17 protein-coding genes and 1 other RNA gene are annotated in these 24,220 nt (G+C 65.9%); 11 read left to right on the plus strand and 7 right to left on the minus strand.

What is annotated here, in order from left to right; translation table 11 throughout:
* Positions 1-7 precede the first annotated feature (7 nt).
* From XdyCFBP7245_RS05635 to XdyCFBP7245_RS05645, 3 genes are all read left to right on the plus strand, one after another.
* Positions 8-754: an ABC transporter ATP-binding protein gene (locus XdyCFBP7245_RS05635; protein WP_104614775.1), complete on the plus strand. Its 747-nt coding sequence runs from the start codon at positions 8-10 to the stop codon at positions 752-754.
* The gene (locus tag XdyCFBP7245_RS05640; protein WP_104614776.1) at positions 751-1,944 is read left to right on the plus strand and encodes an ABC transporter permease; all 1,194 of its coding nucleotides are present in this window, start codon (positions 751-753) and stop codon (positions 1,942-1,944) included. Before XdyCFBP7245_RS05635 ends, XdyCFBP7245_RS05640 begins: the two co-directional genes overlap by 4 nt.
* A gap of 117 nt (positions 1,945-2,061) precedes the next feature.
* A non-coding RNA gene (locus XdyCFBP7245_RS05645) (sX9 sRNA) lies at positions 2,062-2,138 on the plus strand.
* Positions 2,139-2,806: 668 nt separating this feature from the next.
* On the opposite strand, the gene XdyCFBP7245_RS05650 is transcribed toward XdyCFBP7245_RS05645, so the two are convergent.
* From XdyCFBP7245_RS05650 to XdyCFBP7245_RS05670, 5 genes are all read right to left on the minus strand, one after another.
* Positions 2,807-3,823 (minus strand): energy transducer TonB, encoded by a 1,017-nt coding sequence (locus tag XdyCFBP7245_RS05650; protein ID WP_104614777.1) that lies wholly within the window; start codon positions 3,821-3,823, stop codon positions 2,807-2,809.
* Positions 3,824-3,962: 139 nt separating this feature from the next.
* Positions 3,963-5,528, minus strand: a complete 1,566-nt coding sequence (locus tag XdyCFBP7245_RS05655; protein WP_104614778.1) for a tryptophan halogenase family protein — start codon at positions 5,526-5,528, stop codon at positions 3,963-3,965.
* A gap of 10 nt (positions 5,529-5,538) precedes the next feature.
* A complete protein-coding gene (locus tag XdyCFBP7245_RS05660) occupies positions 5,539-6,552 on the minus strand; it encodes a cupin-like domain-containing protein (protein WP_104614779.1) in 1,014 nt (337 codons plus the stop codon).
* Complete coding sequence (locus tag XdyCFBP7245_RS05665; protein WP_170068535.1) at positions 6,542-7,243, minus strand: SapC family protein; 702 nt, start codon at positions 7,241-7,243, stop codon at positions 6,542-6,544. The genes XdyCFBP7245_RS05660 and XdyCFBP7245_RS05665 overlap by 11 nt, the downstream gene beginning before the upstream one ends.
* A gap of 152 nt (positions 7,244-7,395) precedes the next feature.
* Entirely contained in the window at positions 7,396-10,410 is a 3,015-nt protein-coding gene (locus tag XdyCFBP7245_RS05670; RefSeq protein WP_104614780.1) for a TonB-dependent receptor, read from the minus strand.
* 385 nt (positions 10,411-10,795) lie between these two features.
* Here XdyCFBP7245_RS05670 and XdyCFBP7245_RS05675 point away from each other — a divergent pair, with 385 nt between their 5' ends.
* The 4 genes from XdyCFBP7245_RS05675 to XdyCFBP7245_RS05690 all read left to right on the plus strand — a co-directional run bounded on the left by XdyCFBP7245_RS05675 (position 10,796) and on the right by XdyCFBP7245_RS05690 (position 16,576).
* A complete protein-coding gene (locus XdyCFBP7245_RS05675) occupies positions 10,796-11,485 on the plus strand; it encodes a glutathione binding-like protein (RefSeq protein WP_104614781.1) in 690 nt (229 codons plus the stop codon).
* Positions 11,486-11,942: 457 nt separating this feature from the next.
* On the plus strand, positions 11,943-14,180 hold the full coding sequence (locus XdyCFBP7245_RS05680; RefSeq protein WP_170068536.1) for a S9 family peptidase: 2,238 nt from the start codon (positions 11,943-11,945) through the stop codon (positions 14,178-14,180).
* A 63-nt stretch (positions 14,181-14,243) separates the two neighbouring features.
* Positions 14,244-14,717, plus strand: coding sequence for a cytochrome c oxidase assembly factor Coa1 family protein (locus tag XdyCFBP7245_RS05685; RefSeq protein ID WP_170068537.1), 474 nt, complete (start codon positions 14,244-14,246; stop codon positions 14,715-14,717).
* Between the two features lie 68 nt (positions 14,718-14,785).
* A complete protein-coding gene (locus tag XdyCFBP7245_RS05690) occupies positions 14,786-16,576 on the plus strand; it encodes a DUF885 domain-containing protein (RefSeq protein ID WP_104614783.1) in 1,791 nt (596 codons plus the stop codon).
* Between the two features lie 66 nt (positions 16,577-16,642).
* On the opposite strand, the gene XdyCFBP7245_RS05695 is transcribed toward XdyCFBP7245_RS05690, so the two are convergent.
* Positions 16,643-17,098, minus strand: coding sequence for a hypothetical protein (locus tag XdyCFBP7245_RS05695; RefSeq protein WP_104614784.1), 456 nt, complete (start codon positions 17,096-17,098; stop codon positions 16,643-16,645).
* 348 nt (positions 17,099-17,446) lie between these two features.
* Here XdyCFBP7245_RS05695 and XdyCFBP7245_RS05700 point away from each other — a divergent pair, with 348 nt between their 5' ends.
* The 3 genes from XdyCFBP7245_RS05700 (at position 17,447) to XdyCFBP7245_RS05710 (ending at position 21,805) form a co-directional block, all read left to right on the plus strand.
* Entirely contained in the window at positions 17,447-17,689 is a 243-nt protein-coding gene (locus XdyCFBP7245_RS05700) for a hypothetical protein (protein WP_005989387.1), read from the plus strand.
* Positions 17,690-17,912: 223 nt separating this feature from the next.
* Positions 17,913-18,902, plus strand: a complete 990-nt coding sequence (gene hemB, locus XdyCFBP7245_RS05705) for a porphobilinogen synthase (RefSeq protein WP_104614785.1) — start codon at positions 17,913-17,915, stop codon at positions 18,900-18,902.
* Positions 18,903-19,270: 368 nt separating this feature from the next.
* On the plus strand, positions 19,271-21,805 hold the full coding sequence (locus tag XdyCFBP7245_RS05710; RefSeq protein WP_104614786.1) for a PepSY domain-containing protein: 2,535 nt from the start codon (positions 19,271-19,273) through the stop codon (positions 21,803-21,805).
* 619 nt (positions 21,806-22,424) lie between these two features.
* Here the strand turns inward: XdyCFBP7245_RS05710 and XdyCFBP7245_RS05720 are convergent.
* Positions 22,425-23,306 carry a TolB family protein gene (locus XdyCFBP7245_RS05720; RefSeq protein ID WP_104614859.1) on the minus strand — a complete coding sequence of 294 codons (882 nt, stop codon included), beginning with the start codon at positions 23,304-23,306 and terminating at the stop codon, positions 22,425-22,427.
* Positions 23,307-23,358: 52 nt separating this feature from the next.
* Between XdyCFBP7245_RS05720 and aroE the strand changes: the two genes are divergently transcribed.
* Positions 23,359-24,210, plus strand: coding sequence for a shikimate dehydrogenase (gene aroE, locus XdyCFBP7245_RS05725; RefSeq protein ID WP_055847161.1), 852 nt, complete (start codon positions 23,359-23,361; stop codon positions 24,208-24,210).
* Positions 24,211-24,220: the final 10 nt, after the last annotated feature.

Raw genomic sequence — 24,220 nt, forward strand, 5'->3', positions numbered from 1 at the left:
CGCACGCATGATCGTCGTCGAGAATCTGCACAAGTCGTTCAAGACCAAGAGCGGGCTGGTAAAGGCGGTCGATGGGGTCAGTTTCAGCGCCGCCGACGGCCAGGTCACCGGCTTGCTCGGCCCCAATGGCGCGGGCAAGACCACCACCTTGCGCATGCTCTACACCTTGATGTCGCCGGACCAGGGGCGCGTCACCGTGGATGGCGTGGACGCCGCGCGCGACCCGGTCACGGTACGCCGTGCGCTGGGCGTGTTGCCGGATGCGCGCGGCGTGTACAAGCGTTTGAGCGCACGCGAGAACATCGCCTATTTCGGCGAGTTGCACGGCATGTCGCGCAGCCAGATCGCCGAGCGCACGCGTGTGTTGTCCAGCGCATTGGACATGGACGATATTCTCGACCGCCAGACCGAAGGCTTCAGCCAGGGCCAGCGCACCAAGACCGCCATTGCACGCGCGCTGGTGCACGACCCGCGCAACGTGATTCTGGACGAGCCCACCAATGGCCTGGATGTGATGACCACGCGCGCGATGCGTGGCTTCCTGCAGCAGCTGCGCGCGGAAGGGCGCTGCGTGATCTTTTCCAGTCACATCATGCAAGAGGTGGCGGCGCTGTGCGATCGCATCGTCATCATCGCCAAGGGCACGGTGGTGGCGTCCGGCAGCGCCGACGAACTGCGCGCCGCCACCGGTGAAGACAACCTGGAAGATGCCTTTGTCAAGGCGATCGGCTCGGAAGAAGGACTGCACGCATGAGCAAGCGCTCCCTGTTGGCCACGTGGTGGACGGTGCTGCGCAAGGAACTGCGCGACATCTCGCGGGACCGCCGCACCCTGGCATTGGCGTTGCTGCTGTCGCCATTGCTATATCCGATCCTGATCCTGGGCATGGGCGTCTTGAGCGAAAGCCGCGTGCGCACGCAGATCGACAAGCCGCTGGACATCCCCACGCTCGGCCGCGAACACGCACCCAATCTGGTGCGGTTTCTGGCCGCGCAAGGACTCAACGCCGTGGATGCGCCAGCCGACCTGACGACGGCCATTCGCAACCAGGATGTGGACGTGGCGCTGCGTATCAGCGACAGCTATGCCGACGATTGGCGCGAAGGCCGTCCGGCGCTGGTGGAAATCATCAAGGACAGCACCCGCCGCGAGGCCGACGTGCCCAGCCTGCGCTTGCAGGCAGCATTGAGCGGCTACAGCCAGCAGGTCGGCGCATTGCGTCTGTTGGCGCGTGGCATCGATGCGCAGGTGAGCCGGCCACTGGAAATCGCCGCGCAGGACCTGGCCACTGCCGAAGCCAAGCGCGGGCAGATGATGGCGATGCTGTTGCCGGTGCTGCTGGTGATCACCTCGTTCCTGGGCGGCGCGTCGTTGATTCTGGACGCCACCGCCGGCGAGCGTGAGCGCCAATCGCTGGAGCCGTTGCTGGCCACGCCGGCACCACGCAGTGCGATTGTCAGCGGCAAGATCACTGCCGCCTGCGTGATCGGCATGGTGTCGTTGTTGCTCACCTTGCTGGCCTTCAAATTGAGCGCGCAGTTGTCCTCGTCCAATCTGGGGCGCCAGCTCAATGTGGGTTTCGTGCCGATGCTGCAGATGCTCTTCATCCTGGTGCCGATGCTGTTTGTCGGTACCTCGCTGCTGACCTATCTGGCCGCCGCGGCCAAAAGCATGAAGGAAGCGCAGGCGCACATGACCTGGTTGCTGCTGTTGCCGATGCTGCCCGGCTACGCATTGATGGCGTATCCGCTGAAGACGCAGCTGTGGCATTTTGCGGTGCCGTTTTTGGCGCAGAACCAGATGTTGCTCAAGGTGATCCGCCACGAACCCATCAACGCGCAGACCTGGGCGGTGTATCTGCTGGCCGGCTTCGGCGTGGCTGGGCTGTTGTGGTATGCGGCGGTACGTCGCTATCACCAGGAGCGCTTGGCGATTTCGGGGTAAGTGGCTCGACAAGCGTGCAGTGGCAGCGATGGTTTGCGCGTGGTGCGTTTGGTTTAGAGCGGCCAATACAACTACGGCGTGGCCACCAGGCGGGCACGGCCGTTGCCTGAAATCGGGGTGGGCTAGTCGCACACTCCGGTTATGGGCGGGCCGTTCGCACCCACCTGACAGCTGTTCGTTACGTGTTGTTAGTCGCTCTTGGTGCGTCGTGCGTAGCGAGTGGATGACGGCACGCACATGATGGCGAACGACTGGCTGTTCGGTTGGCATGGCTGGTGAGGTTACTGATCGGCTGGTTGCTACGCGGATTTGGTGACGCCTTACCCTCACCCCACCCCCTCTCCCGACGGGAGAGGGGCATGCGCGGCAACGTGATCGGTGGCTTGCGATGGCAGTCGCGGCGTTTCTGATCGAGCCAAGCAGTTTCCTCTGTCATCGACAGGTGCTGCTTCGTTCTCACATTGAACGAAGTAGCTCTCTTCTCACACAGCGCCAAGCAGCTCCCTTCTCCCATCGGGAGAAGGTGGCGCGTAGCGCCGGATGAGGGTACGGCCAGCAAGCGCCAGTAACACTCTCGTTGATTGAAGTTGCTGTCGGACATCCACGTGCAGCCACACACGTTCCACAACGCAAAAGCCCGCAGCGCTGCGGGCTTTTGCATTTCCAATAGTTATTGCGTCAATCAGCAGCGGCGAAGTGCGGAAGAGCGCGTCGGCTGCGGTATTAAACGCGGTGCGGGCGATCTCCGATCCCGCAACGTCCCGTGCCGATACCGGCGCGCTCCTAGTGCAGCGCGCCGGTATCGATAGGCGTGGGATCCAGGGTCGCGTCGGCAAGTAGCGACGCCTTCCCCAGCGCGGGCTCAACCGCCCGGATTGAACGACAGCGTGCGGCGGGTGGTGACCGGTGCGGCAACCGGCTCGAAGCGCCAGCGCTTCACGGCGTTGAGCGCTTCGCGATCGAACACGCGCGGCGGGTTGGCGCGGAGCACGCGGGAGGCGGTGATCGAGCCATCGGTACCGACCGTGAGCTCCACCAGCACTTCGCCGGAGGTGCCGGCGCGCAGCGCTTCGGGTGGGTAGCGCGGTGCCGGGGTGCTGATCGGACGCAGCGACTGTGCAGCGGGCGCTGCTGCTGCGGCGGCTGCCGGTGCCGGACGTGGTGCGGCCGGGGTGGGGGCAGGGGCCTCCGCCTGACGGCGGGCAGCGGCCTGGCGCTCGGCCTCGGCGGTCTGCTGGCGGGCGGCTTCCTGCTGGGCGGCAATCTGCTGGGCAGCGGCGGCTTCGCGGGTCTGCTGTTCGGCCAGGCGCTTCTGCTCGGCGGCCTGCTTGGCCTTGTCCTCGACCAACTTCTTGGCCTGTTCGGCGTCCTGCTCGGAGCGGTTGGCGGCGGTCTTCATGCCCGTCTCCAGGCCCGACTTCAGGCGCGGCAGTGCCGGTGCCTTGGGGTCGACCTTTTCGATCAGCGCGATCAGGCGCTGCGCCTCGGGGAACTCTTCGCGGCTGATGCCTTGTTCGGCGGCGATCAGCGTGTACGGCATCAGATCGGTCAGCGCGCTGTTGACGGTGGCGTCCTGCGGCTGCTTCTCACGCAGGGCCAGGTAGTACTCCACCGCGTTGTCGCCGGCCGGGGCGTACATGCGGTTGTCCTGCAGCGCCTTGGTGGCCGATGCGCGCAACTGGTCGGCGGCCATCGACTGCACCTGCGGCGACACCGCAGTGGCGGGCGTCGGTGCCGCAGCCGGTGCGGCCGGCGTGGCGCCGGTGGCAGGCGCGGTGGTTGCGGCCTTGTCTTCCTGCTTGGAGCAGGCAGCCAGGCCAACCAGCAAAATGACCGGCGCGATCCGGCGTGCCATACGGCCCTGTGTCAGATCCAACATGCGTCCCCCTTACCCCGAGTGCGAAAGATAACGTTGCTACGGCGAGCGCCGGCCATTGTTCCCGCAATGGACGGCAATGCCGCAATCTAGCATTGCTGGGGCGGTGTAAGCCAAGGGTTGCCGCAGCCGGATGCGAAATTCATCCCGCCGGGGCCGCCAGCGCCGCATCGAACGGCGCGCGCGCGGCCGGGTCGGGCAGCGGCGGGGCGGGGCAGTGGTGACGCAGGAAGTCCGCATGCGGCGGCAACGTGGCCACGGTCGCGTCCACGCGATGGCGGATGCGCTCCAGAAAATGGGCCAGCTCCGCATCGCCCATCAGGTCGGCGACCGGGTGGTGCTGCTGCGGGGTGATGCCCTGGCCCAGCATCACCTGCACCCACGAGTTCTCTGCAAACAACTCGTTGCCCTGATGGAACACGCGCCCGCTCCGGCGGAACAGCTCCATGCGATGGCGCAGCGAATCGGGAATGTCCATCGCTGCGCAGTCGCGCCAGAACGGCGTGTCGCGGCGATCGGTGGCGTGGTAATGCAGGATCACGAAATCGCGGATATGCGCGATTTCATCGGCCGCCTGGCGGTTGTACTCGGCGATGTCCACCGCGTTGATCGTCTGCGGGAAGGTCTGCAGCAAGCGGACGATGCCGCGCTGGATCAGATGGATATTGGTCGACTCGATCGGCTCCAGAAACCCGCTGGCCAACCCCAAGGCGACGCAGTTCTTTTCCCACACCCGGTGGCGCTGATTGGGTGTGAAGCGCAGCGCCCGCGGTTCGGTCAGCGCGCGCCCTTGCAGGTTGCGCTCCAGCACCGCCCGGGCGCTGTCCTGATCGGTATACCGGCTGGAATACACGATGCCGTTGCCCACGCGGTGCTGCAGCGGAATGCGCCACATCCAGCCCGATTGATCCGCGCGCGACCGCGTATAGGTCAACGGTGGGCCCACCGATTCGGTCTGCACCGCCAGCGCGCTGTCGGCAAACAACCAGCGCGACCAATCCTCGCTGCCCACGCCCAGCGTCTTGCCGATCAGCAACCCCGCAAAGCCGGTGCAATCGATGAACAGGTCGCCTTCCACGCGCGTGCCGTCCTGTAGCGTCAGCGCAGTGAGATAGCCGCTATCCGGGTCGGTCTGCACCTCGCCGATGCGCCCTTCGATGCGTTGCACGCCAAAGCCTTCGCTGAAGCGGCGCAGGAAGCGCGCATACAGGCCCGCATCCAGGTGGTAGGCGTAGTTCATGCCACCGTTGGGCAGATGCGCAAAGCGGCCTTCCTGGGCGGCGCGCAACTCCAGACAGTAGTCGCCGAAGTCGCGCGCCACACCGCGCTGGCGGCCCTTCAACCAGAAGTGGTGGAACCCCGCGCTCCAGTGGTCGGTGCCGGTGTGGCCGAAGGAGTGGATGTAGTGCTTGTCCACATCGCGCCAATGCTCGAAGCCGATGCCGAGTTTGAAGGTGGCCTGGGTGGCAGCCATGAAGGTCGCCTCGTCGATCTCAAGCAGCCGGTGGAAGGTGACAAGGCTGGGGATGGTGGCTTCGCCCACGCCCACCGTGCCGATCTCGTCCGACTCCACCAAGGTGATCTGCAACTGCCGGCCCAGCAGCTTGGACAGTGCGGCGGCAGCCATCCAGCCGGCGGTGCCGCCACCGGCGATGACCACGCGCCGCACCGGGCGCTGCTGGGGGTCCAAGGGGGCGGTGTACGACATGCGTCAGTCCTCAGCGGTTCAAGCGTTGCAGCAAGCGCGCGCGCAGGCTGCGGGCACGGTTGTCGTCCATCGGGGCCAGCACACCGCGCGCTGCGTCGGGCACATGCGCGGCAGTGCGCTCATCGGCTTCGAACACGTAATGCCGGAACACCTCCTGCCAGGTGGCGCGTTGTTCCGGCGGCAGGTCGCGCACGGTGAGCAGCGCCAGCATCAGCGCGTTCATCGGCGAATCCATGTAGGCCGGGCTTTGCCGCCACCAGAAATTGACCAGCACGTTGAAGCTTTCCAGCGCTTCCACGTGGTGCCACCACATGCTGGGAATGAACAGCGCATCGCCTGGTTCCAGTTCGGCGACCACGGCATGTTCCAGCGCCTGCGCATAGCGCGGAAAGCGCTGCAGGTCCGGCGCGGCGATGTCCACCAGGCTGACCGGCTGCCCGGCCGGGGTCAGATCCAGCGGGCCGATGTACAGATTGCTCAACTGCTCGGGCGGAAACAACGTAAAGCGGCGGCGACCGGCGACCACGCAGGCCAGGTTGTCCGGCAGGTCCTGATGTGCAGCGATCCGCGTGCGGTTGCCGATCCAGATGCTGGCCAGCGGATCGGCCTGCGGTAGCACGATGGGATTGGCCGCGCGCAGGCCGGGCAGGTAGGTGTCCAGCGTGGTGGAGCCGACATAGATTGCCGGCGGCTGCGCGTTGTGCAGGTCGCGCAACAAGGTGTCCAGCACCACCGTCAGTGGCACGCGCTCGGGGCGGAAGTTGAAGCCGCTCATGTCCGCGTTGTAGAAGAACCGCCCGCCGATCTCCGGTGGTCCGACTTGCGCCACCACCGCTTCGCCGCGATCGAATCCACGCAGATACGCGGCGGCCGCCTGCGCGGACTGCGCACCGGCGCGGGCCAACGGCCAGTCGCGCACCAGCCCGCGCAGGACCAGCGGCGTGGTCGAACGCAGCAGCGCAGGATCCAGCTGCTGCGGATCCAGGCCGTGGCGTTCGTCGATGGCGCGTGGCTCAACCGGCATGGCGGCGATTCAGGCGTTCGAGCAGGTGGCGGAATTGCGCGACCGAGGCCACCGCCATGTACAGCGGCTCCAGATCGCCGTGCCGGTGCAGGTCCAGCAGCGCCGTCTTGCCGAGCGAGCGCAGGCGTTCTTCGTGCACGGTGTGCAGGCCGGCCAGCCGGCAGTCCAGGCCGTTATCCAGGGTCGCTTCGAACACGAATGGTTCCAGCAACTCGTAGCGCAGCAGGCGCTCGACGAAGGCCTCGCTCGCCGCCAGCCCATCGTGCAGCGTGCGCAGCAATTGGCTGATGTGATACAGAAAATCGGTGGTGCCGCCGTGTTCGCGGAACAGCAGCTCGCCGTCCTGGGTGCTGATGCGTGGGCTGTCCAGATCCACGTGCACCATCGGCCCCTCCGGTTGCTGGCCGATCAGAAACGGTTGGCGCTGGATCGCCAGTGGCACATACGGCGCATCCCAGCGCGCGCCATCCAGAAACAGGTTTTCGCCCAGGCGTAATCCCAGCAGGGCCAGCGGTTGAAACCGCCCGCTGTCGTTGCGGTGGAACACGATCGGGTACTGGCCCTGCAGCTGACGGAATTCCTGCGGAAACGTCGCCGCCGACATCACGTCATCGCCATAGGCGGCGCCATGGGCGGTGATCACGCGCAGATCGCGGTGATCGAGATTGTTCAACAACACAGCATTGGTCATGGGGGTCGCCACATCACGCGGGGGCGCGTGGCCCATGCTTGGACAGTTACCCCTCGCGCGGCAAGTGCCGCTGTCGTGCTGCACCTGTCGCAGGAAGGTCGTGCAAGCGTCCCGGCAGACGCGCTGCCGGGACGCTCGGTGCCGCAATTACATCACCAGAACTTGTAGCGCAGGCCCAGCATGTAGCGCGGGCCGGTCTGGGTGGCATAGACGATCTGATTCTTCTGCCGGCCGTGCTGGCGCTGCACTTCGTCGGTGAGGTTGATCGCCTCCAGGCTCAGCGACAGGTTCTCGTTCCACTGGTAGCCGATGCTCAGATCCAGCTGGCCATAGGCTTCGGTGTAGACCGGGTTGGGCTGGCCGCTGCCGTCGAAACGCGCGGCCAGGAACTCGTCGCGCCAGTTGTAGGCCGCACGCACCTGCCACTTGTCCTTGTCGTAGAAACCGACCAGGTTGGCCGAATCGCTCAGGCCTTCCAGCGCGAACTGCTCGCCGATCACCGCGTTGTCGTAGGTCAGCCCGGAGTCGACCTTGGTGTAGTTGGCCGACACGCCGAAGCCGCTGGCGCCGAACATGTGCTGCAGGTTGAACTCCCACCCGTCCAGCGACGCCGAGCGCTGGTTGGCCGGCGCGGTGATGGCGAAGTTGGCCACCGGGTCGCCCGGCTGCCCGCTGATTACGCCGGTGGCGTTGCCGTTGGCATCGTCGGCTCCGCGCACCACGCCGGGCGCGCCGCCGCGGTTGCGGAAGATGTAGTTGCGGATACAGGTCAGGTCGGCCGAGGCGCAGCCGTTGCCCAGCGCTTCGTTCCAGTACGCACCGCCCACCGGGGTGTTCAATCCCAGCGAGGTGTCGTTGCGCGTGGTCACGCCGATGTAGTTGTCGATGTTCTTGCGGAAAAAGCCCACCGAGGCGTAGCTGGCATCGCTGTAGTACCACTCCAGCGAGAAATCGATGTTGTGCGAGAGCAGCGGCTTCAGGCCGGGGTTGCCTTCCTGGCCGGTGCCGCCTTCCAGGCGTGCGATCTGGTTGAGCGTCTGCCCGCCCTGGATGTCGCCCCAGCCGGGACGGCCGATGGTTTCGCCGTAGCTGCCGCGCAACACCAGATCCTCGGTGAGCTTGAAGCTCAGGTCCAGGCTGGGCAGCCAGTATTCGTACTTGCCGCTGCCGCCGGCGAAGGCGGAGTCGGACAGACGGATCGGCAACTCGTTGTTGGCGACCCAATCGATGCCGACGGCCACCGGCACCAGCGCCTGCGCGTCCACCTTGGTTTCTTCGTAACGCACACCGGCGGCCAGGCTGATCGGCACGCGCAACTCGTCCCAGCTATTGTTCCACTGCAGGTAGGCGTTCTTGGATTTTTCGGTCACGCGGCGGTCGGTGGTGAACACCGGCGCAATGCGGTACAGCGACTCATCGCCTGCAGCTTGCGCGGCGGCCTGACGTGCGCGCTCGAAGTCGAACAGGAACAACTGGTTGAATTGCGCCGGGTTGCCGCTGCCGCCGATCGCATCGAAGTACTGCGCGAATGAGCTGGGAATCCACAAATCGTCCGGATAATCGGCCGCGGTGCCGTTGCCGCCCCAGGTATCGCGCTGCACGTTCGAGAACGCCGAACGGTTCTTGACTTCGGTGCTGCCGATACCGAACTTCAACTGCGAATAATTTTCGAAGGTGAAGTCGCCGTTGACCTGTGCCTGGTCGATCTCGGATTTCATGTAGCTGTTGCGGAACGCCGAGCCGGTGACCAGCGTGCGCGAGGGGTCCAGCCCGTTCAGGCCGAAGCCCAACTGCTGCTGCAATACCGGGAAATCCTTGCTGAAATCCACTACCGAGGTGCCGCGGTAGAAGCCGGACACGCCCAGCGAATTGCTCGACCCGTACGGGCTGTCCGCGCCGGCTTCGGCGGTGGAGCGGTGGATATCGAAGTTGAGCTTGAACTGATCGTTCACCGCCCAATCCACGTTGAAGCCCAGCGACTTGTTCTGGTTGCGCGTGGCCGCGTTGGAGCCGGCGGTAGCCAGATCGCTGGTAGCCGGGTTGACGATTTCCGAGTAGGTGATCGGGCCTGCCACCGGACCATTGGTCCAGGCGCTGGCGGAGGGGCCGTAGTTGAACCACACCGACATTTCGTTGCGCTGCTGCTGGATCTTGTTTTCCGAGTACGTGTAATCCAGCGTGGTGGTGATGTTGTCCAGCGGCTTGTACTGCAGCACCAGCTGGCCGTTGGTGCGCTGACGTTCGACGCCGACCACGCGGTAGTTGAGGTTCTGCGGCACCGAGTAGATATCGTTCGGGCCGGGGCGGTTGACGATGTTCTCCGAGCCCGGCGTGCCCGGCTGCGGGATGGTGCCGTAGGCGGTGGAATCGCCCCGGAACGAGCGCCAGCCGTTGGGCACGCCGACCTGGCTGTAGCCGAAGTCGCGTTCCTGGTAGCTACCGCTCAGCGACACGCCAAAGCGTCCGTCGGCCGAGGTGGTGCTGAAGATGCCGGAGATTTCCGGCGTCAGCGAATCGCCCTGCAGGCGGCCGGGCAGGTTCTCGTTGGACGCATCGTGCACGCCCTTGAGGCCCACATTGGCATGCATGCCCGGGTTGTCCAGCGGCCGGGCGGTCTTGATGTTGATGGTGGCACCGATGCCGCCGGTGGGCGTGCTGGCGCGGCTGGTCTTGAACACCTCGATGCCGGAGATCGACTCGGACGCCAGGTTGGCGAAGTCGAACGCACGCGAGTTGGAGGCATTGGATTCTTCGATGCTGGCGCCCGGCATCTGCCGGCCGTTCAACAGCACCAGGTTGAAGTCCGGGCCGACGCCGCGCACGGTGACGCGCGAGCCTTCGCCCAGCGAACGGTCGATCGACACGCCGCTGATGCGCTGCAGCGACTCGGCCAGGTTGGTATCGGGGAACTTGCCGATGTCCTCGGCCACGATGCCGTCGACGATGCCCTGCGCGTCGCGCTTGACGTTCATCGACGAAGTGAGGCTGCCGCGGATACCGCTGACCTGGACGGTATCGAGCGTGGCAGGGTCGGCCTGGCTGGAGCCGGGGACGGTCGAGGCCGACTGCGGCGCCGGCGCGGTTTGCGCGGCCAGCGGCGTCGACAATGCGAATAACAAGGCAGACGTCAAGCGCCGCGTGCGCGGCAGGGTGCGTAGCTCTCTCACGATGATTGCATCCCCAAGCAAAGAAAGCCGGCCCCAAACGGGACAGGCAAAGGTCGAACAGCAATCGCGCATTTGTTAGCGCTGGCTTAACAAAGTCAATTTGCAGTGCAGCATCGGCCGCAAGCCAAAGACGTCACACATCGTTCCAGTGGGTGCGGCGTTCGACGCCGCCGCAGCCGATCGCTTGGCCGTACCATCGGGGGTCGATGGCACAGTGCCACCTACATCAGTGCGACCGGTCTGCGACTGCGCGCGTCCACGCAAGCGGCTTTGCGCAGCTTGGGCACGGCAGGTTGCCGACCTCAGGCAGCTTGCATGCGTGCCAAAGACTGCCTTGCATGCCGTCGGTCGCGCTGATTACCCCTTACGCACCGGAGCGAACCGAATGATCGACCTGTACTACTGGCCCACCCCCAACGGCCACAAACTCACCTTGTTCCTGGAAGAGGCCGGGCTGGACTACACGCTCAAGCCGGTCAACATCGGCAAGGGCGACCAGTTCGAGCCGGCGTTCCTGCAGATTTCGCCCAACAACAAGATGCCGGCCATCGTCGACCATGCCCCGGCCGATGGCGGTGCGCCGCAGGCGGTGTTCGAGTCCGGCGCGATCCTGCTGTATCTGGCCGAGAAGACCGGCCGCTTTCTGCCCCGCGACGCTCGCGGCCGCATCGCCGCACTGGAGTGGTTGTTCTGGCAGATGGGCGGGCTGGGCCCGATGAGCGGCCAGATGGGCCACTTCAATGTCTACGCGCCCGAAAAGATTGCCTACGCAATCGACCGCTACAACGCCGAAGTCCGCCGCCTGCATGGCGTGCTCGACAAGCGCCTGGCCGAGCATGCGTTTTTGGCCGGCGACGATTACGGCATCGCCGACATGGCCAGCTACCCCTGGCTGGAGGCGTATGGCGACCTCAAGCCCGACTTCGAAGCGTTTCCGAATCTGCACCGCTGGCACACCGCCATCGCCGCCCGCCCGGCCACCCAACGCGCGTATGCGCTCAAGGAGCAGGTCAACCCCAACGCCGGCAAGCCGCTCAGCGACGAAGAGCGCAAGCACCTGTTCGGCAAGCGTTGAGGCAACGCGGTAGGAGCGTTCGCGCAGCAGTACACGCGGCGATCGCGGCGACTGTTGCAACTGCGCAGCAACAGCAAACGCAAGCAACAACAGCAAGCGTTAGCAGCGGCACTCGCGCACATCAACCGCACGCGACAAATCGAACGCGGTTGATCGAGCCCCTCTCCCCCCGGGAGAGGGGTTGGGGTGAGGGTACGCAAGTAGCGCCAGACCTGCCGCGCCCGGCAATCTGCTTCGCACGAAATACGCATGCACCATCGGCAGCGCGGCAACTGCAACCACCAGCCCAAACGCAGTTCTGCTAGCCAAAGCAGAGCGATCACACCCGCAGCACAGCCCTGCAGCACCCGCATACACCCACGCGCGCACCATCCCGTGGCGCACATACACCATCGCCACGCTTCTCAAACACTCCACGCCCCCGCATCCTGTGCGCTGTCTCCAGACAGGATCTTCGATGCGCGCCCTGTTCGCCGCCCTTGCCCTCATGCTCAGCACCGTCCCCATGGCCCACGCCGAAAAACTCACCCTGGAGGCCATCACCGGCCCGTTGCCGCTGTCGGGGCCGACATTGCTCAAGCCCAAGGTGGCCCCGGACGGCTCGCGCGTCACCTTCCTGCGCGGCAAGGACAGCGACCGCAACCAGCTGGATCTCTGGGAATACGACATCGCCAGCCGCCAGACCCGCCTGCTGGTCGATTCCAAAGTGGTGTTGCCCGGCACCGAAACGCTCAGCGATGTGGAAAAGGCCCGCCGCGAGCGCCAACGCATCGCCGCGCTCACCGGCATCGTCGACTACCAGTGGGCGCCGGATGCGCAGGCGCTGTTGTTCCCGCTGGGCGGCGAGTTGTATCTGTACGACCTGCACAAGACCGGCGCCGCCGCAGTGCGCCAGCTGACCCACGGCGAAGGCTTCGCCACCGACGCCAAGCTCTCGCCCAAGGGCGGTTTTGTCAGCTTCGTGCGCGAGCGCAATCTGTGGGTGATCGACCTGGCCAGCGGCAAGCAGCTGCAGCTCACCCGCGACGGCAGCGAGACCATCGGCAACGGCGTGGCCGAATTCGTCGCCGACGAAGAAATGGATCGCCACACCGGGTATTGGTGGGCGCCGGATGACTCGGCGATCGCCTTCGCGCGCATCGATGAAGCGCAGGTGCCGGTGCAAAAACGCCCGGAAGTCTATGCCGACCACACCGAGGTAATCAGCCAGCGCTACCCGCAGGCCGGCCAACCGAACGTCGCCGTGCAGCTGGGCGTGATCGCACCGCGCGCCGCCGCCGTACCGATCTGGATCGATCTGGGCAAGCAGCCGGACATCTACCTGGCACGTGTGGATTGGCGCGATGCGCAGCGACTCACCTTTCAGCGTCAATCGCGCGATCAGAAAAGGCTCGAACTGATCGAAACGACGCTGGCCAGCGGCAAGCAACGCACGCTGATCACCGAGAGCTCGCCCACCTGGGTGCCACTCACCAACGATCTGCGTTTTCTCAATGACGGCCGCTTCGTCTGGAATTCCGAGCGCAGTGGTTACGAGCATCTGTACCTCGCCTCCGAAGACGGCGCCACGCTCACGCCGCTGACCTCAGGCGCCTGGGTGGTGGACGCGCTGCTGGCCGTCGACGAGCAGGCCGGCCTGGTGTACTTCGCCGGCAGCAAGGACTCGCCCACGCAGACCCACCTCTACGCGGTATCACTGGCCGGCGGCGCCATCGAGAAACGCTCGATATCCAATGGCACGCATGCGGCCAGCTTCGCCAACAATGCCAGCGTGTATGTCGACACCTGGTCCAACACCACCACACCGCCGCAGATCGAGCTGTTTCGTGCCAATGGCGAAAAAATCGCCACCCTGCTCAAGAACGACTTGGCCGATCCGCACCATCCGTATGCCAGGTACCGCGACGCGCAGCGCCCGATCGATTTCGGCACGCTCACCGCCGCCGATGGCAAGACACCACTGCACTACCGGCTCACCAAGCCGGACAACTTCGATGCGAGCAAGCGTTACCCGGTCATCGTCTATGTCTACGGCGGCCCCGCTGCACAAACCGTGCTCGATGCCTGGCCCAGCCGTGGCGATGCGTTGTTCGATCAATATCTTGCGCAGCGCGGCTATGTGGTGTTTTCGCTGGATAACCGCGGCACCCCGCGCCGCGGCCGCGACTTCGGCGGCGCGCTGTATGGCAAGCAGGGCACGGTGGAGGTGGACGACCAGCTGCAAGGCATTGCCTGGCTCAAGACCCAGCGTTGGGTGGACCCGGCGCGCATCGGCGTGCAGGGCTGGTCCAACGGCGGCTACATGACGCTGATGCTGCTGGCCAAACACAGCGACGCCTATGCCTGCGGCGTAGCCGGCGCACCGGTCACCGATTGGGGTCTGTACGACACCCACTACACCGAGCGTTACATGGACCTGCCGGCCGGCAACGCCGATGGCTATCGCAACGCGCGCGTCGCCACCCATCTGGATGGCCTGCACGCCAAGCTGCTGCTGATCCACGGCATGGCCGACGACAATGTGCTGTTCACCAATTCCACCGTGTTGATGAGCGAGCTGCAGCAGCGCGGTACGCCGTTCGAGTTGATGACGTACCCAGGCGCAAAGCACGGGCTATCCGGCAGTAATGCATTGCACCGGTACAAGACCGCCGAGGCGTTTTTGCAGCGCTGTCTGATGCCGTCGCAGCAGTAGACGGTTGCCGCTGCGTTAGATGTATCGCCTGTCGGTTTCCCTTGCGTTCGCACACCGAGTGCCATGTCGCTGCCGCCCCCCATTCCCGTTGCATCGCCGCAGCGCTTGCGCTCTGTCGAGTTCTGGAGCCGGCATTGGAAGTGGGTCGTTCCCGGCATCGGCGTGGCGCTATTCCTGCTGCTGGCATTGGTGATCGGCGCGTTGATCTACGTAATTACCGCGGCGGTGAAATCCAGCGATGTGTACCGCGACGCGCTGCGCATCGCCAAGGCCGACACGCATATCGTGCAGACCCTGGGCACTCCCATCACCGACGCGTTTCTGCCCGATGGCAGCATCAGTTATGTCGGCGACATCGGTGAGGCGCATTTCAGCGTGGGCCTGCACGGGCCGCGCGGTAGCGGCAACGTGCAAGTGGATGCCACGCGCAGGCACGGCCGTTGGACCTACCAGACCCTGACGTTTGCCGGTCCACACGGCGACCCGATCAACCTGTCGCCAGCGACGTCTGCGCAGCCGCAGCCCCGCATGCCATGACCTAAGGCGGATTGCCGCCGCCGCTGCGGATGCGTAGGGTCGCGCTACTCAATTCGCGGATCTGCCTCATGAAGCCACTCGTTCTCGCCGTTGCGCTGGCGCTCGGTTCTTCGTTGCCGTTGCAGGCACAGACCGGCAAGACCGCGCCCACACAACCCGCCAGCCCGGCCTGGGTGCAGACCAGCAACGGCTATGCGCAGATCCTGCTCAACGCGCAGGCGCCGTTCCAGCCCGAATACGCCAGCTTCTTCGGTGTGCCCGGCTACGACGATCAGGTTGTCGACCTGGGGCCGGACAACGCCGCGCGTTATCGCGATGCCATGCGCGCCGCGCGCGCCACGCTGCAGACCAAGCTCGCCACCGAGCGCGATGCCAACGTGCGCCAGGACCTGCAGATCATGATCGGCGCTGCCGAGCAGAACATCGAAGGCAGCGAGCTCAACGAGCGGTATCTGTTGCCCTGGAGCGACGCGCCTGAGGCGGTCTTCAGTGGCCTCAATGGTCTGCTGTCCGACCAGACCGTGCCCGAGCGCCGCGCCAAGGCGCTGGACCGCCTCAAGCGGTATGTCGGCCTGGTGCCGGGGAGCACGCCCACCACCACGCTAGCGCGCCAGCGCTACGAGGAAAAGCTGAGCAACACAGCGTTGCTGCAGCCCACCCAGCGCGAAGTGGAACAGGCGCTGGCCAATGTTGACACCTATGTCGCAGGCATCGGCGAGCTGTTCGCCAAGTACAAGATCGCCGGCGCCGACGAAGCGCTCAAGGCCATGGCCACCCAGCTCAAGGAATATGGCGCCTGGACCCGCACCACCGTGCTGCCCAAGGCGCGCCAGGACACTCGCCTGCCCGAGCCGCTTTACGCGTTCCAGCTCAAGCAAGTCGGTATCGATATCGCCCCGCAGCAGCTGATCCAGCGCGCGCAACTGGAATTCATGGAGACCCGCTCGGCCATGCGCCAGCTGGCGCCGCTGGTGGCCAAGGCCAAGGGCGTGCAGGGCAGCGACTATGTGCAGGTGATCCGTGCGCTCAAGGGCAACACCATCGCCGATGACCAGCTGGAAACCTACTACCGCGGCGTGATCGACCAGATCGACCCGATCATCCGTCAGCAGCGCATCGTCGATGTACCCAACCGCCCGATGCAGATGCGCCTGGGCAGTGCCGCCGAAAGCGCCGCACAACCCGCGCCGCATTTCCTGCCGGCACCGCTGATCGGCAATACCGGCCAGCAGGGCCAGTTCGTGCTGCCGTTGGGCAACCCGACCGCCGACGGCAGCAAGAAGGAGCAGTATGACGACTTCAACTTCGGCTCGGCCGCCTGGACGCTCAGCGCGCACGAAGGCCGCCCTGGCCACGAACTGCAGTTCACCGCCATGGTCGAACGCGGCGTCTCGCTGGCGCGCAGCATGTTTGCGTTCAACTCGGTCAACGTCGAAGGCTGGGCGCTGTATGCCGAAGCCGAAATGGTCCCGTACGAGCCGCTCGACGGGCAGCTGATCGCCCTGCAGTTCCGCCTGCTGCGCGCCGCCCGCGCCATGCTCGATCCCATGCTCAACCTCGGCCAGATCGACCGCGAACGCGCGCGCCAGGTACTGGAAGACGACGTCGGCCTTTCGCCAGCGATGACCCGCCAGGAACTGGACCGCTACACCGTCCGCGCCCCCGGCCAGGCCGGCAGTTACTTCTACGGCTACACCCGCATCCTCGAACTGCGCATGCGCACCGAACTGGCGCTAGGCAAGAAGTTCGACCGCCTGGCCTTCAACAACTTCCTGCTCGACCAGGGCCTGCTCCCACCGGATCAGCTGGCCAAGGCGGTGGAGACGCAGTTCATTCCGGCGCAGCAGAACAAGCGCTGAGTAGCTAGGGCTACACCGGCATGAGGCAGCTGTCGTCAGCCGCCTCATGTTAAAGCCGTTGGACGGTTAGCGCGCTTGAGGTGGTGCGTCCGGCATGGCGCCGGTGTCAGCCCCCGCCGGCACCCAGATCGCCATCCCGGCCGCGCGCTTTTGCGTGGTCGGAATGCCGATCCCCAAACCGCCGCCGACGCGGCCGCCGTAGCTGCCACCGCCGACCGACAGGCCGCCGCCGGAGCGCTCGGAGCCGACGCCGACGATGACCACGCCGTTGGCGCCGAGCTTGGCGGCTTCGCGCTTGAGCCGTTGCACGGCCGCGTCGGTCTGGCCCTGGGTGCCGAAGCCGGCGGCGCTGGTGGATTCGAGCTGGGCGATCTCCACCGAGCCGACCGGGGCATGCGAATAGACCTGCACCTGGGTGGGGTCGATCGGCGCGCGCGCCTGGCCGAGCATCACCTTGGAGCTGCTGGCGCAGCCGGCCAGCAGCAGGGCCAGTACAGCGCCGACGACGAAATGCCTGTTCATGATGTGGCCCCTGAATGATGGTGATGACGGCGATGATCCGGCGCCCGGACTGAAGAGTGGCTAACACGAGGTAACAAGCCGCCCTCGGATGGGGGCCGGCGACGCGGAGGAGCCACTGCGTACGAACGGTCCAGTCCGCGCCGAGCGCTCGCCGCGCCACCTGGCGGTGGCTGCCCGTGTGGGTTTGTCAGTCGCACTGCATCGCGCCAGACCTTGTCGCACCCTAGTCATGCCCATGTGAGGCTGCTGCCAAGCCGCCATTGGTCAGGGTGACCACCCGCCCACGGCGTCTTGGCAGGTAGCCCGTTAAGCTCGGCCTTTCTTCGATGGACGAGGTGGCACGTGGGATTGATCAGCCTGCTCTGGGGCATTGTGGCGTTGCTGTGGATGGTGCTGGCCTTCATCCCGCTGCTGGGGTGGGGCAACTGGTTCCTGATTCCGTTCGCGGCAGTGGGTGCGCTGATCGCGGCGATCGCGCTGTTGTTCACCTCGGCCGGCAACCGCGGCCGGGCCAAGACCGGCTTGCTGCTCAACGGGTTGGTGATCGTGGTTGGAGTGATCCGCCTGAGCCTGGGTGGCGGGGTGATCTAGGGCGCTTTCGACAAGGCGCTGATGCAAATGTGCGTCGGCGTGTGTGTCGACGCACGCATCGGGCAGGGCTTGCATTCCCAGCCTTGGGAGCTCTGCCCGACCTGCAGATAGGCCACGCCGATCGCGGCCTGCCATGCCGTTGCAGCGCTGCGACACTGCGTCGCAGCGCGTCCCGCACGCAATGGCGGGCGTAAACTGACGCGCTATCTCAAGGAGCCGTGTCATGGCCCATCCGCACTATCGCCCCCGTCGCATGCGCCACGATGCGTTTTCGCGTCGGTTGATGCGCGAAAACACCCTGACCACCGATGATCTGATCTGGCCGGTGTTCGTGCATGAATTGTCCGGCCGCGCGCCCATCGCCTCGATGCCGGGCGTGGAGCGGCTGTCGCTGGACGAGCTGCTGCGCGAGGCGGAAAACGCGCTGGAACTGGGCATCCCGGTGATCGATCTGTTCCCGGTGATCGACCCGGCCGGCAAGAGTCTGGATGCCGCCGAAGCCTGGAACCCGGACGGTCTGGCGCAGCGTGCGGTGCGCGCGCTCAAATCGCGCTTCCCGGAGCTGGGGATCATGACCGACGTGGCGCTGGACCCGTACACCACGCACGGCCAGGACGGCATCATCGATCACACCGGCTATGTGCTCAACGAGATCACTGTCGAGGCGTTGGTCAAGCAATCGCTGTCGCATGCGCAGGCCGGGGTGGACATCATTTCGCCCTCGGACATGATGGATGGTCGCATCGGCGCGATCCGCCGCGCGCTCGATGCCGACGACCATCTCAACTTGCGCATCATGGCGTATTCGGCCAAGTACGCCTCGGCGTTCTACGGCCCGTTCCGCGATGCGGTGGGCAGCGCCGGCAATCTGGGCAAGGCCGACAAGACCACCTATCAGATGGACCCGGCCAACAGCGACGAGGCCATGCGCGAGATCGCGCTGGACCTGGAAGAAGGCGCGGACATGGTGATGGTCAAGCCGGGCATGCCGTATCTGGATGTGGTGCGCCGGGTGAAGGAAGAATTTCGCGTGCCGACGTTTGCCTACCAGGTCAGCGGCGAGTACGCGATGCTCAAGGCGGCCGCCGCCAACGGCTGGCTGGACGAACGCAAGTGCGTGCTGGAAGCGCTGATGGCTTTCAAGCGCGCCGGTGCCGACGGCGTGCTGACGTATTTCGCGCCGCAAGTGGCGCGCTGGTTGCGCGAAGGCTGAGCGCGTCCAGACGTGCTGCGTGGAGCGGCGCTGTGGCGGCATCTTTCGTGGATGCCGCTGCAGGTGGGTGCGATGTAGTGAAGCAGGCCGTCGATCTTTTGGTCGGATCTTCCGCGTGTTTGCACGGACCGGCACAGCCGGCCTGCTTCGCGCTGCAGCGATTGATCTGATGCCATGCGATCGACCTCCCGCACCTGGCACGGCGCCGGCCTGACAGGCCGACAACTAAGCATTGATTTAGATGCGCAGGAGCCGTAATCGGGCAGACCGCCTACGAGACCACGCAATCGCGATCGAACCAAGTGCGCCAACTGCGATAACGATTCTCATCTACAATGGAGAGCCTTGCTGCTCCAGGTTGTTCGCGCGTGTTCAAGACGGTTCTGTTCCAACTGCACTGGCTGCTCGGCATCACCGCCGGTCTGGTGCTGTCGGTGATGGGCGTGACCGGCGCGCTGATGTCCTTCGAAAACGAAATCGTGCGGCTGGCCAACCCGGCCATCGCGCAGCTGGCGGTGCGGCACGCCGCCAGCGAGCGTGCGTTGCCGGTGGATGTGTTGCTGCAGCGCCTCGACCTGCTGCCGCGCGACGCAGGAAAACAGCAGGCGGTGACACGCATGCTGATCGACCCCACCGGCGCGCGGCCATCCAACGCACGTCTGGCGGGCAAGGGCGGCGGGCGCGTTTACTTCGACCCGTACACCGGTGAGCGCGTTGACGCACCGCGCTTGATTGGCGCATTTGCGTTTATCGAAGACCTGCACCGCCATCTGGCAGCAGGTAAGCGCGGCCAGGCAGTGACCGGGGCATGCGCCTTGATCCTGCTGTTTTTCTGCGCGTCCGGGCTGTATCTGCGTTGGCCGCGGCGCTGGTGGAGGCTGCGAACCTGGTGGGTGGTGGAATGGCGGCGGCAGGGGCGCAGTTTTCTGTGGAGCCTGCACGCGGTGTTCGGCACCTGGTGTCTGCTGGTCTATCTGCTGGTTGCGCTGACCGGGCTGACCTGGTCGTACGACTGGTACCGCGACGGCATGGCGGCCTTGCTCGGCAAGGAGCCGGCCATGCGCGGCGACGGGGGCGATCATCGGCCGGCGACGGTCGATTACGCACGTGTGCAGCGCACCCTGGACGGTATCCCTGGGACCCATCACGCCGCGTTGGATCTACGGGTGCCCACCCGCGCCGGGCAACCGATGAGCGTGCGGTTTTTTCCGGATCGGCCCGACCACGACCGCGCCTACGACAATCTGGACATCGACGCGGCCAGCGGCGCCTTGCTGCAGCGCCAGGATTACGCGCGGTTGCCGCGCGGCCAGCAATGGCTGGTGAGCATGTTCCCGCTGCATTCGGGCAGTTTCTTCGGCTTGCCGGGGCGCATCGTGGTGATGCTGGCGAGCCTCGGCATGTCGGTGTTCTTCATCAGCGGCTGGATGTTGTACCTGGATCGCCGCCGCAAGAAGCGCGAGTTGCGCGCCGCACGCGTGGTGCTGCAGAACGCACCGCCGGCCTCGCGGGCCGAGCCGTGGTTGATCGCCTTCGCCAGCCAGAGCGGCTTTGCCGAACGGCTGGCCTGGCAGGCGGCCGGGCATCTGCAAGCGGCCGGCCTGCCGGTGCAGGTGCGCGCGCTGGCGCAGGTGGATGCGCAGCAACTGCAGGCCACCCGGCACGCCTTGCTGGTGATCAGCACGTTCGGCGATGGCGAGCCGCCGGATGCGGCGCGTGGGTTCGAGCGCGAACTGATGCGCCAACGCATCGGCTTGCCGCAGCTGGCCTACGCGGTGCTGGCATTGGGTGACCGCCAATACGCGCAGTTTTGCGGGTTTTCGCGGCGCATCGAGCAGTGGCTGGACGCGCAGGGTGCACGCGCGTTGTTTCCTGCCGTGGAAATGGACAACGCCGATCCGCAGGCGCTGGCGCAATGGCATGCGCAGCTGGCGCAGATTGCCGGCGCGCCGCTGGCCGCGGTTGCGCTGACGCGTCCGCGCCTGACCGAGTGGACGCTGTCGTCGCGCACGCATCTCAACCCGGGTAGCGAGGGCGCGCCGATCTGGTGCATCGACCTGCAGTCACCGCTTGAGGCGCACTGGCAGGCGGGCGATATCCTCGAAGTGCAGCCTGCGCACGCCGATGCGCAGGTGCGTGCGTGTCTGGCGGCGTGGGGCCTGCCGTCCGATGCGTTGGTGCATGTCGATGCGCAGTTGCTGCCGCTGCATCAGGCTGCTGCCGAGCGTGTGCTGCCGCCCGCGCCTGCGACGCCGCCAGCGCCGTGTCCGGATCCACAAACCTGGCTGGATGCCTGCGACTGGTTGCCCACGCGCGACTACTCGCTGGCCAGCGTGCCGGCCGATGGCGTGGCCACCGCAGTGGTGCGCCTGACCACCCGCAGCGATGGCAGTCCAGGGCTGGGCTCGGGCTGGTTGATCTGTCATGCGCCGATGGGGGCGGCAGTGCGCGCGCGGTTGCGCACCAATCCAGGCTTCCATCGCATCGAAGCGGCGCCGATGGTGTTGATCGGCAACGGCACCGGCATCGCCGGGTTGCGCGCCTTGTTGCGCGAGGCCGAGCTGGCCGGCGTGCACGGGCATTGGCTGCTGTTCGGCGAACGCCATGCCGCACACGACCGGCTGTTGGCCGAGGAACTGCAGGCCTGGCAGGTAAGCGGTCATCTGCAACAACTGGACTGGGTGTTCTCGCGCGATCAGCCGCACAAGCGCTACGTGCAGCATCAATTGCGCGATGCCGGCGACGCGCTACGGCACTGGATCGATCGCGGTGCGGTGATCTACGTTTGCGGCAGCCTGGACAGCATGGCGCGCGCGGTCGACGTCACGCTGCGCGAACTGCTGGGCGACACCCGCGTGGACGCGCTTACCGCAGCGGGCCGCTATCGGCGCGATGTGTATTGAACGCAGTCATGACCATTGCGTCGCAGCCTTGTAGGGGCTAAGGAACCTCTGAATAACTCATGACCCAGCGAGAGAGATTTGCAATCTGGCCTGATCACGACAATCGCCGTCGCTGAAAATCAAGCACTTGCGCGTGATTTAGTCTATTCAAGGCGTCGATCGGAAGCCTATGAAAGAGTTGTTCAGAGCTTCCCTAACAACATGTCAAAGCCTGGTTGGTCGAGTGTGCGGCGCCCTCACCGCTCGCGTGACACGCCGTGAATCCGTCCGTGGAGGCTCGGTGGCGGCATCCATGCCGCCACACGGTCCCGCAAGCGGCGAGAGCACCGAACCATAGAGTTTGCTGATTGTTTTGCTGAAAGCCATGCACACCGACCATCTCGACTGGTCCTTGCCCGGCTACCGTCGCGTAAGAGCTTACAAGGACGTACTTGCAGCGTGTCCCGCGATGGTAGGCGGGCAAGGGCCCTGCAGCCACGCCGCCGATCAAGCCGCAAGTCACAACCAAGCCGCAGCTCAGCCGCTCTGCATTGAAGACCTACACCATCCGCTCTGAAATAGACCAGCGCGAAGTGCTTTGCCAGCCGCTTTTATTTTGACTTCGCGCATCCATCCGCCCTCAGCGGCAGCTGGCATTGCCCTCCACCGCCGGCGCCTTCATCCGGTAGATATCCAGCTGGCCCGCGCGTGGTGCGCGTGCGCTGCCGGTCACCAGCAGTTCGCCCGGTTTGGCTGCATCCACCACCGGCGCAAACGTGCGCTCCTGCGGCCCGTTGAACGATAGCGGCAACGGCTGGCCCTGGGCGTAGTGCCCGTTGTTGCATGCGGCCAGCAGCAACTGGCTGGGGCCATCGACTGCGCCGCGCGCCCACACCAGGCCACGCCCGTCGCCGAGCCAGGCCGCATCCAGTTCGTCGGCGGCGGTATTGATGTCGCGCAGCGGCGCAGGTGCGGTGAACGCGCGCCCGTCCCAGCGCGCCACAAACACATCCAGGCCACCGGCGCCGCGATGGCCATCGCTGGCGAACAGCAGGCGCGTGCCGTCCAGCGACAGGCTCGGTGCGCGCTCGTTGCCGCGGCTGTTGATCGCCGCGCCCAGCGATTGCACCGCGCCCAGGCCGCCTTGCGCATCCACTGGTACGCGGTACAGATCGCTGCCACCGGCGCCGCCGGGCCGCGATGAGGCGAACAGCAGCCAGCGTCCATCGGCACTGAACAGCGGCGTGATCTCGTCCTGGGCGGTGTTGAGCGGCAGCGGCTGCGCGTCCTGCCAACGCCCGCCGCGCAGCTGCGCCTGCCACAGGTCCCACCCCCCGACGCCGCCGGCGCGGTCGCTGGCCCAGACGATGCGCTGCCCATCCGGGCTGAGCGTGGCATGCGTCTCGTTGGCCGGCGTGGACACCACACCCATGCCTTCGATGCCGAACTCGGCAAGTCCCGACGCGGACGGGACGAAGAGTAAACTCGCCGCCAGCGCGAGCGGCGTCCATCGAAGTTGCATGCGGTGTTCCTGCTCCAAGTCGAGCACAGTCTAGTCAACCAGAGAGCGTTTCATGCCCGTATCCCGTTATGCCGTGTTCGGTCACCCTGTCGCCCATTCGCTGTCGCCGGCCATCCATGCCGACTTCGGCAAGCAGACCGGCATCGCGCTGGACTACACCGCCATCGATGCGCCGCCGGACGCGTTCGCCAGCACGCTGCAGCGCTTCGCCGACGAAGGCGGCAAGGGCGCAAACGTCACCCTGCCGTTGAAGGAGGCCGCCTTTGCGCTGGCCGCCAGCCTGAGCGATCGCGCGCAGCTGGCCGGAGCGGTGAACACGCTGGTGCGCAACGATGGCCAATGGCAGGGCGACAACACCGACGGCGTCGGCCTGGTGCGTGACCTCACCGATCGCCACGGCCTGGATCTGCGCGGTCGTCGCGTGTTGCTGCTGGGCGCCGGCGGCGCCGCACGCGGGGTGGCACCGGCGCTGCTGGATGCCGGCATCACCGAGATGGTGGTGGTGAACCGCTCGCCCGAGCGCGCCGACGCGCTGTGCGATGCGCTGGGCGAACCCGGCCGGGTGGTGTCGCGCTACATCGAAGACCTGCGCGAACTGGGCGACTTCGAACTGATCGTCAATGCCACTGCCGCCGGGCGCGACCGCGACGCCGGTGCGTTCTCGTTGCCGCTGGGCCTGGTCAACAGCCTGACCGCCGCGGTGGATCTCAACTACGGCGAAACCGCCATCGCCTTCCTGGCCTGGGCACGCGCGGCGCACTGCCGTTACGCCATCGATGGCCTGGGCATGCTGGTGGAGCAGGCCGCGGAAAGTTTCGCGTTGTGGCATGGCGTACGCCCGGACACCGACCCGGTCTATGCCGCGCTGCGCGCGCGCGACGCCGTGCTGGTCAGCGCGGACTGAGCCGTTGGCC

It is taken from the genome of Xanthomonas dyei (assembly GCF_002939865.1).
In the GTDB taxonomy this organism is placed as follows: domain Bacteria; phylum Pseudomonadota; class Gammaproteobacteria; order Xanthomonadales; family Xanthomonadaceae; genus Xanthomonas; species Xanthomonas dyei.